This is a genomic window from Streptomyces aureoversilis (assembly GCF_042657885.1).
Taxonomy (GTDB): domain Bacteria; phylum Actinomycetota; class Actinomycetes; order Streptomycetales; family Streptomycetaceae; genus Streptomyces; species Streptomyces aureoversilis.
In genome coordinates, this window is the sequence record NZ_JBHSKJ010000008.1 from 230,713 (window position 1) to 246,962 (window position 16,250).

At 74.7% G+C, this 16,250-nt stretch carries 8 protein-coding genes; 3 read left to right on the top strand and 5 right to left on the bottom strand.

Going from position 1 to position 16,250, the window contains the following annotated elements; all coding sequences use genetic code 11:
- Positions 1-93: 93 nt before the first annotated feature.
- From ACFPP6_RS16460 to ACFPP6_RS16480, 5 genes are all read right to left on the bottom strand, one after another.
- On the bottom strand, positions 94-1,656 hold the full coding sequence (locus ACFPP6_RS16460) for an alpha/beta hydrolase (RefSeq protein ID WP_382042605.1): 1,563 nt from the start codon (positions 1,654-1,656) through the stop codon (positions 94-96).
- Between the two features lie 213 nt (positions 1,657-1,869).
- On the bottom strand, positions 1,870-3,855 hold the full coding sequence (locus tag ACFPP6_RS16465; RefSeq protein ID WP_382042319.1) for an ABC transporter permease: 1,986 nt from the start codon (positions 3,853-3,855) through the stop codon (positions 1,870-1,872).
- A complete protein-coding gene (gene modA / locus ACFPP6_RS16470) occupies positions 3,852-4,607 on the bottom strand; it encodes a molybdate ABC transporter substrate-binding protein (protein ID WP_382042322.1) in 756 nt (251 codons plus the stop codon). The genes ACFPP6_RS16465 and modA overlap by 4 nt, the downstream gene beginning before the upstream one ends.
- Positions 4,608-4,620: 13 nt before the next feature.
- Positions 4,621-5,013, bottom strand: coding sequence for a TOBE domain-containing protein (locus ACFPP6_RS16475; RefSeq protein WP_030366201.1), 393 nt, complete (start codon positions 5,011-5,013; stop codon positions 4,621-4,623).
- Between the two features lie 71 nt (positions 5,014-5,084).
- On the bottom strand, positions 5,085-7,742 hold the full coding sequence (locus ACFPP6_RS16480) for a lysylphosphatidylglycerol synthase transmembrane domain-containing protein (RefSeq protein ID WP_382042607.1): 2,658 nt from the start codon (positions 7,740-7,742) through the stop codon (positions 5,085-5,087).
- Positions 7,743-7,939: 197 nt separating this feature from the next.
- Between ACFPP6_RS16480 and ACFPP6_RS16485 the strand changes: the two genes are divergently transcribed.
- From ACFPP6_RS16485 to ACFPP6_RS16495, 3 genes are all read left to right on the top strand, one after another.
- Positions 7,940-8,308 carry an MGMT family protein gene (locus tag ACFPP6_RS16485; RefSeq protein WP_382042324.1) on the top strand — a complete coding sequence of 123 codons (369 nt, stop codon included), beginning with the start codon at positions 7,940-7,942 and terminating at the stop codon, positions 8,306-8,308.
- Positions 8,309-8,514: 206 nt separating this feature from the next.
- The gene (locus tag ACFPP6_RS16490; RefSeq protein WP_382042327.1) at positions 8,515-11,982 is read left to right on the top strand and encodes an ATP-dependent helicase; all 3,468 of its coding nucleotides are present in this window, start codon (positions 8,515-8,517) and stop codon (positions 11,980-11,982) included.
- A gap of 85 nt (positions 11,983-12,067) precedes the next feature.
- A complete protein-coding gene (locus tag ACFPP6_RS16495; protein WP_382042330.1) occupies positions 12,068-16,174 on the top strand; it encodes a UvrD-helicase domain-containing protein in 4,107 nt (1,368 codons plus the stop codon).
- Positions 16,175-16,250: the final 76 nt, after the last annotated feature.

The window sequence follows — 16,250 nt, forward strand, 5'->3', positions numbered from 1 at the left end:
CGGGCGATCGTAGTGCGAGCCACTGACATTCGACCCCGAATCCGGATCGATCACGCCTTGGGCCCGCGCCACCGGTGATATGTGCTATGTGTGCTATGAGCAGATCTTGTCTGTTTCCGGCACCGTACCGTTCAGCAGGTAGGCGTCGACTGCCCTCTTGACACAGGCGTTGCCGCTGTCGTAAGCGCCGTGGCCCTCGCCGCGGAACGTCAGCACGGCCGCCACGCCCGGCCCGAGCTCCTGCGCCATCCGCTTCGCTCCCTCGTAAGGGGTCGCGGGGTCACCGGTGTTGCCGACGACGAGGATCGGCGCGGAGCCCTTCGCGCTCACGTCGGGCGTCTGCCACGCGCCCTTCACCGGCCATCCCGTGCACTGGGTCAGGCTCCAGGCCATGAAGTCCCCGAAGACGGGGGACGCCTTGCGGAACGCGGGCACGTGCGGCTCGATCTCGGCTGCGGTGTAGCGCTGGGCGAAGTCCGCGCAGGTGATGGCGTTGAGGGACGACTGCAGCGTGCTGTAACGGCCCTCCTGGCCCCGGCCGTTCATGGCATCGCCGAGGGAGAGGAGCAGCCGCCCGTCGCCGTTCTCGGCGTCCTCGATGCCCTCGGTCAGGTAGTCCCAGAAGTCCTTCGAGTAGAGGGACTGGGCGATGCCGCTCGTGGCCAGGGAGCGGGTCAGGTCGCGCCCGCCGGCGCCCGGGACCGGCTCCTTGCCCAGGCGCCGGAGGAGGGCGCTGATCTGGTCTTCCGTGGGGCAGTTGTCCGAGGTCCTCGTGCAGGCCTCCATGTAGTTGGTGAGCGCGAGCTGGAAGCCCTGCGTCTGGCCGAGGGCGCTCTGCACCGGGTCCGCGCCGGGGTCCACCACGCCGTCGAAGAGCGCGCGGCCCACTTTGTCCGGGAACAAGTGGGCGTAGACGCCGCCCAGTTCCGTGCCGTACGACACCCCGAAGTAGTGCAGCCGGGCGTCGCCCAGGACCTGGCGCATCAGGTCCATGTCGCGGGCGGCGTTCTCCGTGCCCACGTGCGGGAGGACCTTGCCGGACCTGCGCTCGCAGCCGGCCGCGTAGGCCGTCACCCGGTCCACCAGGGCTTTTTGCTCCGGCCGGGTGGCCGGGGCGGCGTCCGCGGCGTAGTACGCGTCGAGCTGTCCGTCGTCCAGGCAGGTGACGCCGCTGCTGCGGCCCACGCCCCGCGGGTCGAAGCTGACCAGGTCGTAGCGGGTGCGCAGGTTCTCGTAGTCGGCGGCGAAGGCCGGCAGCGTGGTGATGCCGGAGCCGCCGGGGCCGCCGAAGTTGAAGATCAGCGAACCGATGCGGTGGGCCTGGTCCGTGGCCTTGGCCCTGATCAGCGCGATGTCGATGGTGTTGCTGCTGCTTCTGGGCTTGGCGTAGTCGAGAGGCGCGTGGAGCGTCGCGCACTCCCAGTCCGGGCCCGGGGCCCCGCCCGACGATCCGCTCTGCGCCGTGGTGGGGGGCGGGCAGGGCTTCCAGTCCGGCTTCTGGCGGGCGGCGTCCTGGGCGGCCGTCCCTGCGGCCGCCCCTGCGCGGGTGGTCTCGTTCGCGTGGGTGGCCCCGCTCGGGTTGCTCGCGCCGGTGTCGCTGCCGCTGCCGCCCGTGCAGCCCGCCGTCGTGACCGCCAGGAGTGCGGCGGTGAGCATGCCCCTTGCCCGTGCGGATCTGGTCACCTGCTCATCGTCCGGGCGGGGAGGTGCCGGGGCGCGCGGGGCGGGGCGTACGGGTTACGTGGGAGTGGGTGGAGGTGGGTTGATGCGGGCTGATGTGGGTGGAGGTGGGCGTGGATGGGTGTGGGTGAGGTGATTGTGCTGGTGCGTGGGGAAGTGGGGGTGTGTGGTGCGGTGGCTGCAAACCCTCTACAGAGGGACGAATGTGATCTCTGTGGCCTTGACGCTCACCCACACCGGTGTGCCCTCCGCGAGGTTCAGCTCGGCCGCGGCGGCCGGGGTGATCTCCGCTACGACGTCCGGCTCGCCCGTGACGAGGACGCGCAGGCGGCCGCCGTGGGCGGTGATCTCGCGGACCGTGCCCTGCCAGGTGTTGCGGGGGCTGCCGGGGGTGGGGCGGGTCGTGTGGAGGGAGACCGCCTCCGGGGGGACCACGGCCAGGCCTGTCGCCGGTTCGTGGCCGTCGGCTGCCGTGAGACTGGCGCCGTCGTCCAGCAGGAGGGTTCCTTCGGCGGTCGATTTGCCCGGCCACGCGTTGCGGCCCAGCATGCGGGCCACCCAGGGCGAGCGGGGGTGGCGGGTCAGCTCCGTCGGCGTCGCGTACTGGACGGTTGCGCCGTCCTCCAGGACGAGGACGTGGTCGGCCAGGGACACCGCTTCGACGGGGTCGTGGGTGACGATGAGGCAGACGCCGGGGAAGTCCGCGAGGTGGGTGCGGAGGGTGTGGCGGACGGCTGAGCGGGCCGACTGGTCGAGGGCGGCGAGGGGCTCGTCGAGGAGGAGCAGGCGGGGGCGGGCGGCCAGGGCCCGGGCCAGGGCCACGCGTTGGGCCTGGCCGCCGCTGAGGCTCGCCGGCCTGCGGTGGGCGAGGGTGCCCACGTCCAGGCGGTTCAGCCAGTACTGGGCCCGGCGGTGGGCCTCGGCCTTGGGGACGCCCTGGGCGCGGAGGCCGTAGGCGGTGTTGGCGAGGGCCGTGAGGTGGGGGAAGAGGGAGGTGTCCTGCGGGACCCAGGAGATGCGGCGCCGGTGCGGGGGCTCTTCGGCCATGTCCTTGTCGCCCAGGTGCAGGGGGGTGGCGTGCGCGCGGGGTGTCAGGCCCAGGAGGGCTCTGAGCAGGGTGGTTTTTCCTGCGCCGTTCGGGCCCACTACCGCGATGGTGGTGCCCGGGGGTGCGTTGAGGGTTGTTGTCGTTGCGCCCGTCACCGTGGTGCGCAGCGGGTGCGGGGTGGGGGCGGGGCCGGGGTGGTCCGGGGCCTCCGGGGCTGCATGATTTACGGCCCCTCCCGGACGCGCCGGGTGCCCCGAAGCCCGCCGCAAATCACTCCCGCAGCTACCGCTGGGGGTGCCCCCAACGCCCCTTGCCGGCCCCGGACCACCCCGGCCCCTCCCGTTCGTTCGCGTCTGCAGCCAGTGGCCCCTGAGGGAGATCAGGACGGCTGTGGCGATCAGCAGGAGGAGGAGTGATACCGCTGTGGCGCCTTGGGGGTCGTCCTGGAGGAGCAGGTAGACCTGCAGGGGGAGTGTTTGCGTTTCGCCCGGGAGGTTGCCCGCGAAGGTGATCGTCGCGCCGAACTCCCCCAGGGCCCTCGCCCAGCTGAGCGCCGCCCCCGCGATCAGGCCGGGAGCCACCATCGGCAGGGTGATCGTGCGGAAGACGCGGAGGGGCGCCGCCCCCAGGGACGTCGCCGTCTCCTCATAGCGGGGGTGCAGGCCCGCCAAGGCGCCCTCCAGGCTGATCACCAGGAACGGCATCGCCACGAAGGCCGATGCCACCACTGCCCCTGCCGTGGAGAAGGGGAGGGTGACGTTCATCGATTCCAGGGCCGGGCCCAGGACGCCACGGCGGCCGTAGCCCTGCAGGAGGGCCACGCCGGCGACCGTGGGCGGCAGCACCATCGGCAGCATCACCAGACAGCGCACCAGGGACTTGCCCCGGAACTCCACCCGCGCCAGCAACCACGCCAGCGGCACGCCCAGGATCAGGGAGAGCAGGAGTGCCCAGACCGAGACGAGGAGGGACAGTTGCAGGGCTTCGGTGACCGGTTGAGAGGTGAGGCGGGACGGAAGCGTTTCCCAGGGGGTGCGGGCGAGGATGCCGGTCAGCGGCAGGAACAGGAACGCCACCGCCAGCGCGGCGGGCAGCCCGAGCGCCAGGGGCGTGCGGGCCCTGGTCACGGCTGCTGGAAGCCCGCTGCCCGCAGGAGCTTCTGGGCCTCCTCCGTGCTGAGCCACTTCACGAAGTCGCCGGCCTGCTGCGCGTGCTTGGAGCCCTTGAGCGTGGCCGCGGGGTACGACGCCACGGCGTTCTGCTCGTCGGGCACCGTGACGGTGGCGACCTTGTCCTTGGCCGCGTCGGTCACGTAGACGACCCCGGCGTCGGCCTCGCCGAGGGTGACCTTGCTCAGGACGGCGCGCACGCTGGGCTCCTGGGAGACCGGCTTCACCGTGACGTGCTGCTGGTCCAGGACCTTCTTGCTGTAGCGGCCCACCGGCACCTCGGGCGCCGCCAGGACGACCTTGAGGTCACTGCGGGAGAGGTCCGACAGGGCCTTGATGTTCTTGGGGTTGTTCTTCGCCGTGGCGATCGTCAGGCGGTTCTTCGCGATCACCTTTGGGGCGTTCGTCTCCTTGGACAGGTCGCTCATCGTTTTCGTGTCCGCCGTCACCAGTGCGTCCGCCGGGGCGCCCTGGCGCACCTGCGCCGCCAGCTCCTGCGAGCCCGCGAAGGAGAACTTGACCTTGGTGTCCGGGTGTTCCTTCTCGTAGGCCTGGCCCGCCTGCTTGAAGACGTCCGTCAGGGATGCCGCCGCCAGGACGGTGAGTTCGGTCCGGGGCTTCGCGTCCGTCTTGTCCTCGCTGCCGCAGGCAGCGAGGAGCGGGATGAGCATCGTGCCGGCCAGGAGCGGCAGCGCGCGGCGAGTGTGCATCGGTTCTCCGTGGTCAGGTGCGGTCGATGTGCACGTTGGTGGCCTTCACCCGGGCCACCGCTTCCATCCCGACCGCCAGCCCCAGCTCCTCCACGGCCTCGCGCGTGAGCAGGGAGACGAGGCGGTGCGGACCGGCCTGGATCTCCACCTGCGCCGCGACGTCGCCCAGCTTGACGGCCGTGATGATGCCGGGGAAGGCGTTGCGGGCGCTGGTGTACGCGTCCTCGCCGTCCGCCGCCTCCGCCGCGAGCGACACCGAGAACGCGGCCAGGTCGGCCCCGTCGATGTGCCGCTTCCCCGCCTCGTCACGGCGCGTCGGGATCCGGCCCGCATCGGCCCACCGCCGGACGGTGTCGGCGCTGACGCCGAGCAGCTTGGCGGCACGGCCGATCGTGTAGGAACGCATATGCGGCACCGTAGGTGTTTGGTGCTCGCATTTGCAAGGGGATGGGGTTGGAGGGCTGGCAGATGCGGGGGTTAGATCGCGCCCTTGCGGGTCAGGTGCGTGAAGCACAGCCATCCCGGCAGGACCGGCAGCCACAGTGTCATCAGGCGGAAGAGGAGCACCGCCGGGGTGCCCTGCTCCGCCGGCAGGCCCGCCACCGTCAGGGCCGCGGTCAGCGCGAGCTCCACCGCGCCGACGCCGCCGGGCGTCGGTGCCGCCGAACCCAGCGCGTTCGCCGTCAGGTAGACCACCGCGATGCTCGCGTAGCTCAGCTCGCCGCCGAAGGCGCGGATCGCGGCGTCCAGGCACATGACGTTCGCGGCCGTCAGCAGCAGCATCCCGCCGATGCCCGAGAGGAGCTTCTGCGGGCGCTGCGTGACGTCCAGCATGCGCGGGACCACGCCCGCGAACAGCGACCGCACGCGCGTCGAGACGAACTTCCGCAGCACGGGGATCGCCGCCACGACGAGCACCAGGACCGCGGCCGTCAGCAGGCCGCCGATGACCGTGCGCGAGGGGCCGAGCGACGAGCTGCGCTCGGTGCCGGTGACGTAGCCGAAGGACAGCAGCAGCATGATGTGGCAGGCGAGGCCGAACAGCTGGGACGCGCCGACGCTGGCCACCGCCAGGCCGGGACGGACGCCCGAGCGCTGCAGGAAGCGCGTGTTCAGCGCCACGCCGCCGACTGCCGCGGGGGCGACCAGCTTGACGAACGAGCCGGCCACCTGGGCCAGCACCGTACGGGCGAAGCCCACCTTCTCGGGCACGAAGCCCAGCAGGCTGAGGGCCGCGGCGACGTACGTCAGCGCCTGGAAGGCCACCGCGACCGCGACCCACGGCCACTCGGCCTTCTCGACGAGGTCGCCGAACTGCACGTGGGTGAGCTGCGACAGCAGGAAGTACGCGGCGAAGGCGCCGGCGACGAAGCTGATCAGGGTGCGCGGCTTGATGCGCTCCAGGCGTACGGGCTCTATCGGGGCCTGGGGGCGGATGAGGAGCACCTGGCGGCGGATCTGGGCCAGCAGGTCCTCTTCGCGGGCCTCTTCCAGCGCCTCGTCGATGGCCCGCTTCTCGGCCTGGCGCTCGGCCTTGAGCGCCTTGCGGCCGCTGACCTCCTCCTCGGCCGCCGCCGCCTTGGCCTCCTTGGCGGCGCTCGCGGCCTCCAGGACCTTCTCGCGCTCCCGCTGGGCCCGCTCGCGGGCGAGCTGGCGCAGGGTCGCCCGGCTGGTGCGGGTGAGGGCGATGGACTGCAGGAGCGGGAGGCTGTCGGCGACGGCGTCGGGGCCGAGGACGGCGACTCCGGTGGCCACGGCGCGCTCGGCGCCGACCCGCAGGCCGAGCGTGACGAGCAGCTGGGCGACGTCCATGCGCAGGACGATGTCGCCCGCCGCGATCTCGCCGCCGCGCAGGTCGGTCAGCACCACGTTGCCGGAACGATCCACCAGCAGGGCGTCGCCGTCGAGCCTGCGGTGCGCGATGCGGCGCGACTGCAGGGCCTGGACCTGGCGCCAGGCGCCCGCCATGAGCTCGTCGGTGATCTCCTCGGTGGGCACCTGCCCGAAGGGGCGGCCGCCGATGTGCTCGTAGACGAGCATGACGGCGTCCGGGCCCAGCTCGGAGGTGGCGATCAGCTTGGGCGCGTTGGCGCCGGCGGCGATGGCCGCGTAGGCGAGCAGGGCCTCCTGCTCCAGGGCCTGGCGCAGGGACTGCAGGCTGCGGCGCTGGTTGATGCCGCGCAGGGCGAGGCGCTGCCAGACGCGGTAGAAGAAGCCCTGCGCCTGCTGTTCGCGGTCGACGACCGTGACGTCCAGGGGCGGGCCGTCCTCCAGGGTGACGATGTAGCGGCGGCCCCGCTCGTGCGGCTCGGTGTCGTCGGTGCCGTCCTCGGCGCGCAGCGCGGTGACCGGCTTGAAGCCGACGCGGCGCAGGCCGGTCAGCAGGTGGCGGCCGGTGGGGCGGACGTTGGGGGAGCCGACGGCGTAGAGCGTGCCGTAGGCGACCGTCCAGCCGATCAGGACCGTGGTGACGATCGAGAACGGTGTCGTGTAGCCGTTGACCAGGACGGCGAAGGCGTCCAGGAGGAGGACCGCCCACATCGCCACGCGCCAGCGGGGGCGCCGGGACATGCCGACGGCCGTCATGTAGGCGATCACGGGGGCCAGGTAGCCGTGGACCGGGTCGGTCAGGCCGCCGGTGGGCGCGAGCTGGGTGAGGGCGGCGCGGATCGAGTCGGGGGCCGTGCGGGCCACCCACAGGTCGGTGGCCAGGGAGACGCCGTGCGCGAGCACGGCGGCCAGCACGCCGTCGGCGATGCGCAGCCCGTCCCGCTTGATCAGCCGCTCGACGGCGAAGGCCACGGGGACGATGAAGATGGCGATGTTGGCCGCGAGGCCCGCGAAGCTCGCCAGCAGCTGCGGGGCGCGCCCCGTGCTCTCGTTGATGTCCTGCGCGAGACCCGTGGTGGTGCCGTGCGCGAAGGCGGCGAGGGCGAGGACGAGCGCGATGCCGACGATGCCGAGGAAGAGCCGGACCAGGTCGGCCGGGCGGTGCACGCGGGCGGGCAGCAGCGGTTCGTCACCGGAGACCCGGTCGATCTGCACGCCCCCCTCGTCGCACTCGTACGCTCCCGGGCCGGACGAGGGCAGCGCTCGGTGAGCGTGGTCCCCTTCAGGAGGCTCCGCGCCCTGCATCCGGTCCTTCTCGTCTTCTTGGTCTCGTATCACCTGTCACCGCCCGGAAGATGGTGGCATGGCCCCGCCGGGCGAGGGGGCATCAGGGTGCAATTCGGGGGCGCGGATTCCGGATCGTACGCCCTGTAGTGCGATTCCGCACTCTGCGTGATCGCCGGGGTGATCGCCGGGCGGGGCTGTCGGCGGGGTGCGGCACCATGGACCGGGTGAGCGAGGACGAGGAGCTTCCCGAGTACGCGGAACGTGTGCTGTCGGTCGCCGAGCGGATCCCACCCGGGCGGGTGATGACCTACGGGGACGTCGCCGAGTGGCTGGGCGAGGGCGGGCCCCGTCAGGTGGGGCGCGTCATGGCGCTCTACGGCGGCTCCGTGCCCTGGTGGCGCGTCGTCCGCGCGGACGGCGTCCTGCTGCCCGGCCACGAACTGCGCGCCCTCGCCCGCTACCGCGAGGAGGGCACGCCCCTGCGCGAGGCCGCGCGGTCGGCCGAGGGACACGTCCCCCGGATCGCCATGGCCCTCGCCCGCTGGGACGGCCGCGGCCCCGGGGATGTGACTCCGCACACCTGACGGCACCCACCGCCCGCGGCCGCGGGGCCCGGGCGGACCAGGTCTCACCCGAACGGGTGAGACCGTTGAAGCCGTGCGCCGGCTCCCGCGACGCCCTGCGCCCCGGACGCCGCCTGGCGTAGCGTCGGGAACCGCCGTCACTCCCCGGCCTCCCGCCCCGCACGGCCGCACGACTCCCCGCACCCCCACCAGGACCGGCAACCCACGTGAGCTCCTTCCCGCCCTCCGGCTCGACCCGGCCGCAGCACCAGCAGGCACGGCAGCCCTCCCCGGGCGCCTACCGCCTCGTGCGCACCCGGCCGGGCTCCACGGCCCCTCCTGAGCTGGACGCACGCCAGCGTGCCGTGGTTGAGCACGCCGGAGGGCCGCTGCTCGTGCTCGCGGGGCCCGGCACGGGGAAGACGACGACGCTGGTCGAGGCCGTCGCGGAGCGGGTGCGCCGGGGCACCCCGCCGGAGCGCATCCTCGTCCTCACCTTCAGCCGCAAGGCCGCCGTCGAGCTCCGCGACCGGATGGCCGCCCGGCTCGGCGCGGGCGCCGCCGCGCCCCAGGCCACGACCTTCCACTCGTACTGCTACGCCCTCGTCCGCGCCCACCAGGACGCCGACCTGTTCATCGACCCCCTGCGGCTGCTGTCCGGCCCCGAGCAGGACGCCGTCGTGCGCGAGCTGCTGGCCGGCCAGGCCGAGCTCGAGCGCGCCGGCCGCGCCCGCGTGCGCTGGCCCGACGAACTGCGCGCCTGCCTGACCACCCGCGGCTTCGCCGACGAGGTGCGCGCCGTCCTCGCCCGCAGCCGCGAGCTCGGCCTGGGGCCCGGCTCCCTCGGCGACTTCGCCGCACGCACCGGGCGGCCCGACTGGGCGGCGGCCGCCTCCTTCCTCGCCGAGTACCTCGACCTGCTCGACCTGCGCGGCGTCCTCGACTACGCCGAGCTCGTGCACCGCGCCGTTCTCCTCGCCGAGCGGCCCGAGGCCGCGGCCGAGCTGGCCGGGCGCTACGACGCCGTCTTCGTCGACGAGTACCAGGACACCGACGCCGCCCAGGTGCGGCTGCTGCGGGCGCTCGCCGGAGGCGGCCGCACCCTCGTCGCCTTCGGCGACCCCGACCAGTCGATCTACGCCTTCCGGGGCGCCGACGTCAACGGCATCCTCGACTTCCCGCACGCCTTCCCCCGCCGCGACGGCTCCCCCGCCCCTGTCGAGGTCCTCACCACCTCGCGCCGCTCCGCCGCGGACCTCCTCGCGGCCACCCGGCTGCTCACCCGCCGGATGCCTCTCACCCGCCTCCCCGCGGACGCCGTCCGCGCGCACCGGGACCTCGCGGCCGTCCGCGAAGGCGGGCGCGTGGAGGCCTTCACGTACCCGACGGCGGGCGCCGAGACCGACAACATCGCCGACATCCTGCGCCGCGCGCACCTGGAGGACGGCGTCCCCTGGCACGAGATGTCCGTCCTCGTCCGCGCGGGCTCCCGCTCCATACCGGCCCTCCGCCGCGCCCTGACCTCGGCGGGCGTCCCGGTGGAGGTCGACGGCGACGACATCCCCCTGCGCCAGGAACCGGCGGTGGCACCGCTGCTGACGGCGCTGAGGGTGGTGGCGGAGGGCGTAGCGGGGGACGCCGCGGCGCCTGCGGGGACACCTGCCGCTCCCACCGGCATGGGCGACGGCAGCTCTGCCGGGCCTACGGTTCCGGCTGCCATGGACGCCCCCGACGGCAGCGGGTCCTCCGATGGGGCTTCCGCTGCTCCAACCGTCATGGGCGAGCGGGAGGGAGAAGACCCCGCGCCGCAGGCGCGGGCACCCCGCATCGACCCCGAGACCGCCCTCACCCTCCTCACCTCCCCCCTCGGCGGCATGGACGCCGCGGACCTCCGCCGCCTCGGCCGCGCCCTCCGGGACGAAGAGCGCGCCGCAGGCGAAGCCGTACCGCGCCCCTCCGACACCCTCGTCGCCGAAGCCCTCGCCGAGCCGGAGCGACTGGCCGTCCACGACCCCGCCTACGCCCGCGGCGCCCAGCGCCTGGGCGCCCTCCTCCGCGGGGCGCGCGAGATCCTCGCCGCCGGAGGCACCGCCGAAGAGGCCCTCTGGGCCCTCTGGGACGGCACCCCCTGGCCCGCCCGCCTGCAGCGCGCGGCGCACCGCGGCGGCGCGGCCGGCCGCAACGCCGACCGCGACCTGGACGCCGTCTGCGCCCTGTTCGAGACCGCCGCCCGCGCCGAGGAGCGCACCGGCGGCCGCGGCGCCCTGAACTTCCTCGACGAGCTCGAGGCGCAGGACATCGCGGCCGACACCCTCACCCGCAGGGCCGTCCGCCCCGACGCCGTGCGCCTGATGACCGCCCACCGCTCCAAGGGCCTCGAATGGCGGCTCGTGGTCGTCGCCGGCGTCCAGGAGGGGCTCTGGCCCGACCTGCGGCGCCGCGGCTCGCTCCTGGAGGCCGACCGGATCGGCCGCGACGGCATCGCCGAGCCCCTCAGCCCCGGCGCGCTGCTCGCCGAGGAGCGCCGCCTGTTCTACGTGGCGGCCACGCGTGCGCGCGAGCGCGTGGTCGTCACCGCGGTCAAGGCGGCGGCCGAGGACGGCGACCAGCCCTCCCGGTTCCTGACCGAGCTGGGCGTCGAGCCGGCCGACGTCACCCAGCGCCCGCGCCGCCCCCTGGCCGTCGCCGCCCTCGTGGCGGAGCTGCGCGCCACCACCGTCGACCCCGCCGCCTCGGACGCCCTGCGGGCCGCCGCCGCGGAACGGCTCGCCCGGCTTGCGGCGCTGCGCGACGAGGAGGGCCAGCCGCTCGTGCCGGCCGCACACCCGTACCGCTGGTGGGGCCTGCACGAGCCGACCCACAGCGAGGTGCCGCTGCGCGACCGCACCCGGCCGGTCGCCCTGTCCGGTTCGGCCCTCGGCCAGCTGGGCACCTGCTCGCTGCAGTGGTACCTGGGCCGCGAGGTGAAGGCCGACGCGCCCGCCACCGCCGCCCAGGGGTTCGGCAACGTCGTGCACGTCCTCGCCGACGAGGTGGCCTCCGGCCGCACCCCCGCCGACCTCGCCGTGCTCATGGAGCGCCTCGACTCCGTCTGGGACGCGCTCGCCTTCGACGCCCCGTGGAAGTCGGCGCAGGAGAAGGAGAACGCCCGCGCGGCCCTGGAGCGCTTCCTGCGCTGGCACGTCATGGAGCGCGGCGGCCGGGCCCCCGTCGCCACCGAGCACGCCTTCGACGTCACCCTGAAGGCCGACGACTACCTCGTGCGCATCCGCGGCTCCATGGACCGCGTGGAGGCGGACGACCACGGCCGCGCCTACGTCGTCGACTTCAAGACCGGCAAGGGCACCGTCTCCGCCAAGGAGGTCGAGCGCCACCCCCAGCTCGCCGTCTACCAGCTCGCCGTCGAGCACGGGGCCGTCGACGAGGTCTTCGACGGCGCCCGGCCCCGGGCCGGCGGCGCGGAGCTCGTCCAGCTGCGCCAGGGCGCGGCGAAGCGGGACGGCGGCGACGCCGTGCCGAAGGTGCAGGGCCAGGAGCCGCTGGGCGAGGGCGAGTGGGTCGGCGGGCTGCTCGCCGAGGCGGCGGGCCGGGTGCTGGAGGAGCGGTTCGCCCCGCGCCCCGGCCAGCACTGCTCGCACTGCTCCTTCCGCTCCTCCTGCACGGCCCGGCTCGAGGGACGGCAGATCGTCGAATAGCCCGGCCCTCGAAGAGAGGCATGGAGAGGTGCTCTGACCTGCGGCGATGCCGGTATGTCAGTGGCGGCCGTTAGCGTGGTGTGCCGTGACCCCGCGCCTGACCGACCCCGAGCAGCTCAAGGAGCTCCTCGGCATCCCGTTCACCCCGGAGCAGACGGCCTGCATCACCGCGCCGCCCGCCCCGCAGGTCATCGTGGCCGGCGCCGGGTCCGGCAAGACCACGGTGATGGCCGCGCGCGTGGTCTGGCTCGTCGGCACCGGGCAGGTCGCCCCCGAGCAGGTCCTCGGCCTCACGTTCACCAACAAGGCCGCCGGCGAGCTGTCCGAGCGCGTCCGCAAGGCCCTCGTCGCCGCCGGGGTCACCGACCCCGGGCCCGAGGCCGCCGACCCCGACGAGGCCCCCGGCGAGCCGCAGATCTCCACGTACCACGCCTTCGCCGGCCGCCTCCTGAAGGAGCACGGCCTGCGCATCGGCCTGGAGCCCGGCGCCCGCCTCCTCGCCGACGCCACCCGCTTCCAGCTCGCCGCCCGCGTCCTGCGCGGCTCCCCGGGCCCCTTCCCGGCGCTCACCCGCTCCTTCAGCGACCTCGTCGCCGACCTCCTGGCCCTCGACGGCGAGCTCGCCGAGCATCTCGTGCCGGCCGAGCGCCTCCGCGCCCACGACCGCGAGCTGCTGGCCGCCCTGGAGGGCGCCCGGCTCACCAACGCGGACCTGCGCAAGGTCCCCGAGACCGCCCGCGCCCGCCTCGAACTGCTGGAGCTCGTCGGCGGCTACCGCGCGGAGAAGCGCAAGCGCGACCTGCTCGACTTCGGCGACCAGATCGCCCTCTCCGCCGAGCTCGCCCGCAGCCGCCCCGAAGTCGGGCGGATCCTGCGCGAGCAGTTCGCGGTCGTCCTCCTCGACGAGTACCAGGACACCTCCGTCGCCCAGCGCCTGCTGCTCTCCGGCCTCTTCGGCGGCGGCACCGGCCACGCCGTCACCGCCGTCGGCGACCCCTGCCAGGCCATCTACGGCTGGCGCGGCGCCTCCGTCGCCAACCTGGACGACTTCCCGCAGCACTTCCCGTTCGCCGACGGCAGCCCCGCCCGGCGCTTCGCGCTCAGCGAGAACCGGCGCAGCGGCGGCCGCCTCCTCGACCTCGCCAATGGCCTCGCCGCCGAGCTGCGCGAGCGCCACGAGGGCGTCGAGGCCCTGCGCCCCGCCCCCGGCGCCGAGCGGGACGGCGTGGTGCGCTGCGCCCTGCTGCCCACCCACGCCGAGGAGCTGGAGTGGCTCGCCGACTCCCTCGCCCACCTCGTGCGCACCGGCACCCGCCCCGGCGACATCGCCGTCCTGTGCCGCACCGCGGCCGACTTCGCGCAGATCCAGGGCGCGCTCGTACGGCGCGACCTGCCCGTCGAGGTCGTCGGCCTGTCCGGGCTGCTGCACCTGCCCGAGATCGCCGACCTCGTCGCCGTCTGCGAGGTCCTCCAGGACCCCGCCGCCAACGCCTCCCTGGTCCGGCTGCTGATCGGCCCGCGCTGGCGCATCGGCCCCCGCGACCTCGCGCTCCTGGGCCGCCGCGCCCGCACGCTCGTGCCCTACGGCAGCGCCGGCGGCGACCCCGAGCGCCGCCTCGCCGAGGCCGTCGAGGGCACCGACCCCGCCGAGACGGTCTCCCTCGCCGACGCGCTCGACACCTTCCTCGCCGCCGACGCCCCGGGCACCCCTCAGGACGGCCTGCCCTTCTCGGCCGAGGCCCGGGTCCGCTTCGCCCGCCTCGCCGCCGAACTGCGCGACCTGCGCCGCTCCCTGGCCGACCCCCTCATGGACGTCCTCCACCGCGTCCTGGCCGTCACGGGCCTGGAGGTCGAGCTGTCCGCCTCGCCGCACGCCCTGGCCGCCCGCCGCCGCGAGACCCTCTCGCACTTCATGGACATCGCCGCGGGCTTCGCCGCCGTCGACGGCGAGACCACCCTGCTCGCCTTCCTCGGCTTCCTGCGCACCGCCGCGCAGTACGAGAAGGGCCTCGACAGCTCCCTCCCCGGAGGGGAGGACACCGTCAAGGTCCTCACCGCGCACAAGTCCAAGGGCCTGGAGTGGGACGTCGTCGCCGTCCCCGGCCTCGTCGAGCGCACCTTCCCCAGCGAGCAGTCCCGCGACTCCTGGACCGCCCAGGCCAAGGTCCTCCCGCACGCCCTGCGCGGCGACGCCGACACCCTGCCCGACGTCGCCGCGTGGGACGCCAAGGGCATGGGCGCCTTCAAGGCCGCCATGAAGGAACACCAGCGCATCGAGGAACTCCGCCTCGGCTACGTCACCTTCACCCGCCCCCGCTCCCTCCTCCTCGGCTCCGGCCACTGGTGGGGCCCCAGCCAGAAGAAGCCCCGCGGGCCGTCCGCGTTCCTCGAAGCCCTCCGCGCGCACTGCGAGGCCGGCCACGGCGAGATCGAGGCCTGGGCCGCCCCTCCGGAGGAGGACGCCGAGAACCCCGCGCTGCAGGAGGACGAGACCGACCGCTCCTGGCCGCTGCCTCTGGACCCTGCCTCCCTCGCCCGCCGCCGCGCAGCGGCGGACGCGGTGCTCGCGCACCTGGAACGACTGGAGAGCGGGGCCGCCGGGGCCGCCGCGGGCGCCGGTGCGCCGGTGCTCCCCGAGCCCGGAGAACCGGCATACGACCCGGACTGGCCGCCCCCGCCGTCGGACGACGAGGACCACGACGCGTACGCACCGGAGCCGGCCCCGCACGAGGACGAACACCTTGCCGACCCGCACGCGTGGGAGGCCTTGCCGACCGCTCGTCCGGAGGCCGTCACGGGCGCCGAGACGCACGAGGACGAGCAGTTCGCCGACCCTGGCGCGTGGGATGCCCTTCCGACGGCCCGCCCGGGGGCTGTCACGGGCGCCCAGGCGCACGAGGACGAGCAGTTCGCCGACCCTGGCGCGTGGGATGCCCTTCCGACGGCCCGCCCGGGGGCTGTCACGGGCGCCCAGGCGCACGAGGACGAGCAGTTCGCCGACCCTGGCGCGTGGGATGCCCTTCCGACGGCCCGCCCGGGGGCTGTCACGGGCGCCCAGGCGCACGAGGACGAGCAGTTCGCCGACCCCGGCACGTGGGATGCCCTGCCGGCGCCTCGTCCGGACACCCCGTCGCCGGGTACGGGCTCCGAGCGCCTTGCCGACGCCGGCACCCGGGATGCCCTTCCGACGGCCCGCCAGGGGGCCACCACGGGCCTCGGCGCAGCCGGGGACGCCCCGGCGCCCGGTCCGGGTCCCGGGCACCTTGCCGAACCCGACGATCCCAATGCCCCGGACGCCCTTCCGGCGGCCGCCGCAGGCGCCGCCGCGCCCGGCGCCCCCGGCAGCGCCCCCGTGCTGCCCGGCCCCCGTCGTGCGCCCGGCGGGCCCGAGCCCGTACGGGATGATCACGCGTCCGCTCTGCCCGGCCCGGCGGGCGGGCTGCCGCACCCCGCGCCGGAGCCCGGCGGGCTCGCCGTGTCCGCGCTCGTGCCCGAAGAGGCCCGCCTGGCCGCCTCCTGGGACCGGGATCTCGACGCCCTGGCGGGCGAGCTCCGCCGGGCACGCGCGCGTGAGCGCGACGTGCCCCTGCCCGCCGCGCTCAGCGCCTGGCAGCTGGTCCGGCTCGCCGCCGACCCCGACGGGTTCGCGCGCGAGCTCGCCCGGCCCATGCCGCGCCCGCCGCAGCCCGCCGCCCGCCGCGGCACCCGCTTCCACGCCTGGATCGAATCCCGCTTCGAGCCGCTGCCCCTGCCCCTGCTCGGCCCCGACGAGCTGCCCGGCGGCGCGGACGACGGCTTCGGCCCGGAGATCGCCGACGAGCAGGACCTCGCCGAGCTCAAGGAGGCCTTCGAGCGCACCCCGTACGCCCGCCGCGTCCCCCACCGGATCGAGGTGCCCGTCCAGCTGACCCTCGCGGGCCGGGTCGTCCGCGGCCGCATCGACGCGGTCTACCGCGACCGCGGCCCCGACGGCGACACCTACGAGATCGTCGACTGGAAGACCAGCCGCGCCCACGACGCCGACCCCCTGCAGCTCGCGATCTACCGCGTCGCCTGGGCCGAGCAGCACGGGATCCCGCTGTCCTCGGTCACGGCCGCCTTCGTCTACGTGCGCGACGGCGAGACCGTCCGCCCGGACGGCCTCCCCGACCGCGCCGGGCTGGAGCGGCTCCTCCTGGGGGAGCGCCCGTGAGCAGGCGTGATGACGGAAGGTGTGTCCGGCGGTACGCCGGGCCGGTCATGGTCACGCCGTGTGTCCGGATAGGCTC

Coding starts and splice junctions, on each gene's coding strand:
- ACFPP6_RS16460 (WP_382042605.1), bottom strand. CDS start 1,656: ATGCTCACCGCCGCACTCCTGGCGGTCACGACGGCGGGCTGCACGGGC.
- modA (WP_382042322.1), bottom strand. CDS start 4,607: ATGCACACTCGCCGCGCGCTGCCGCTCCTGGCCGGCACGATGCTCATC.
- ACFPP6_RS16480 (WP_382042607.1), bottom strand. CDS start 7,742: ATGCAGGGCGCGGAGCCTCCTGAAGGGGACCACGCTCACCGAGCGCTG.
- ACFPP6_RS16485 (WP_382042324.1), top strand. CDS start 7,940: ATGGACCGGGTGAGCGAGGACGAGGAGCTTCCCGAGTACGCGGAACGT.
- ACFPP6_RS16475 (WP_030366201.1), bottom strand. CDS start 5,013: ATGCGTTCCTACACGATCGGCCGTGCCGCCAAGCTGCTCGGCGTCAGC.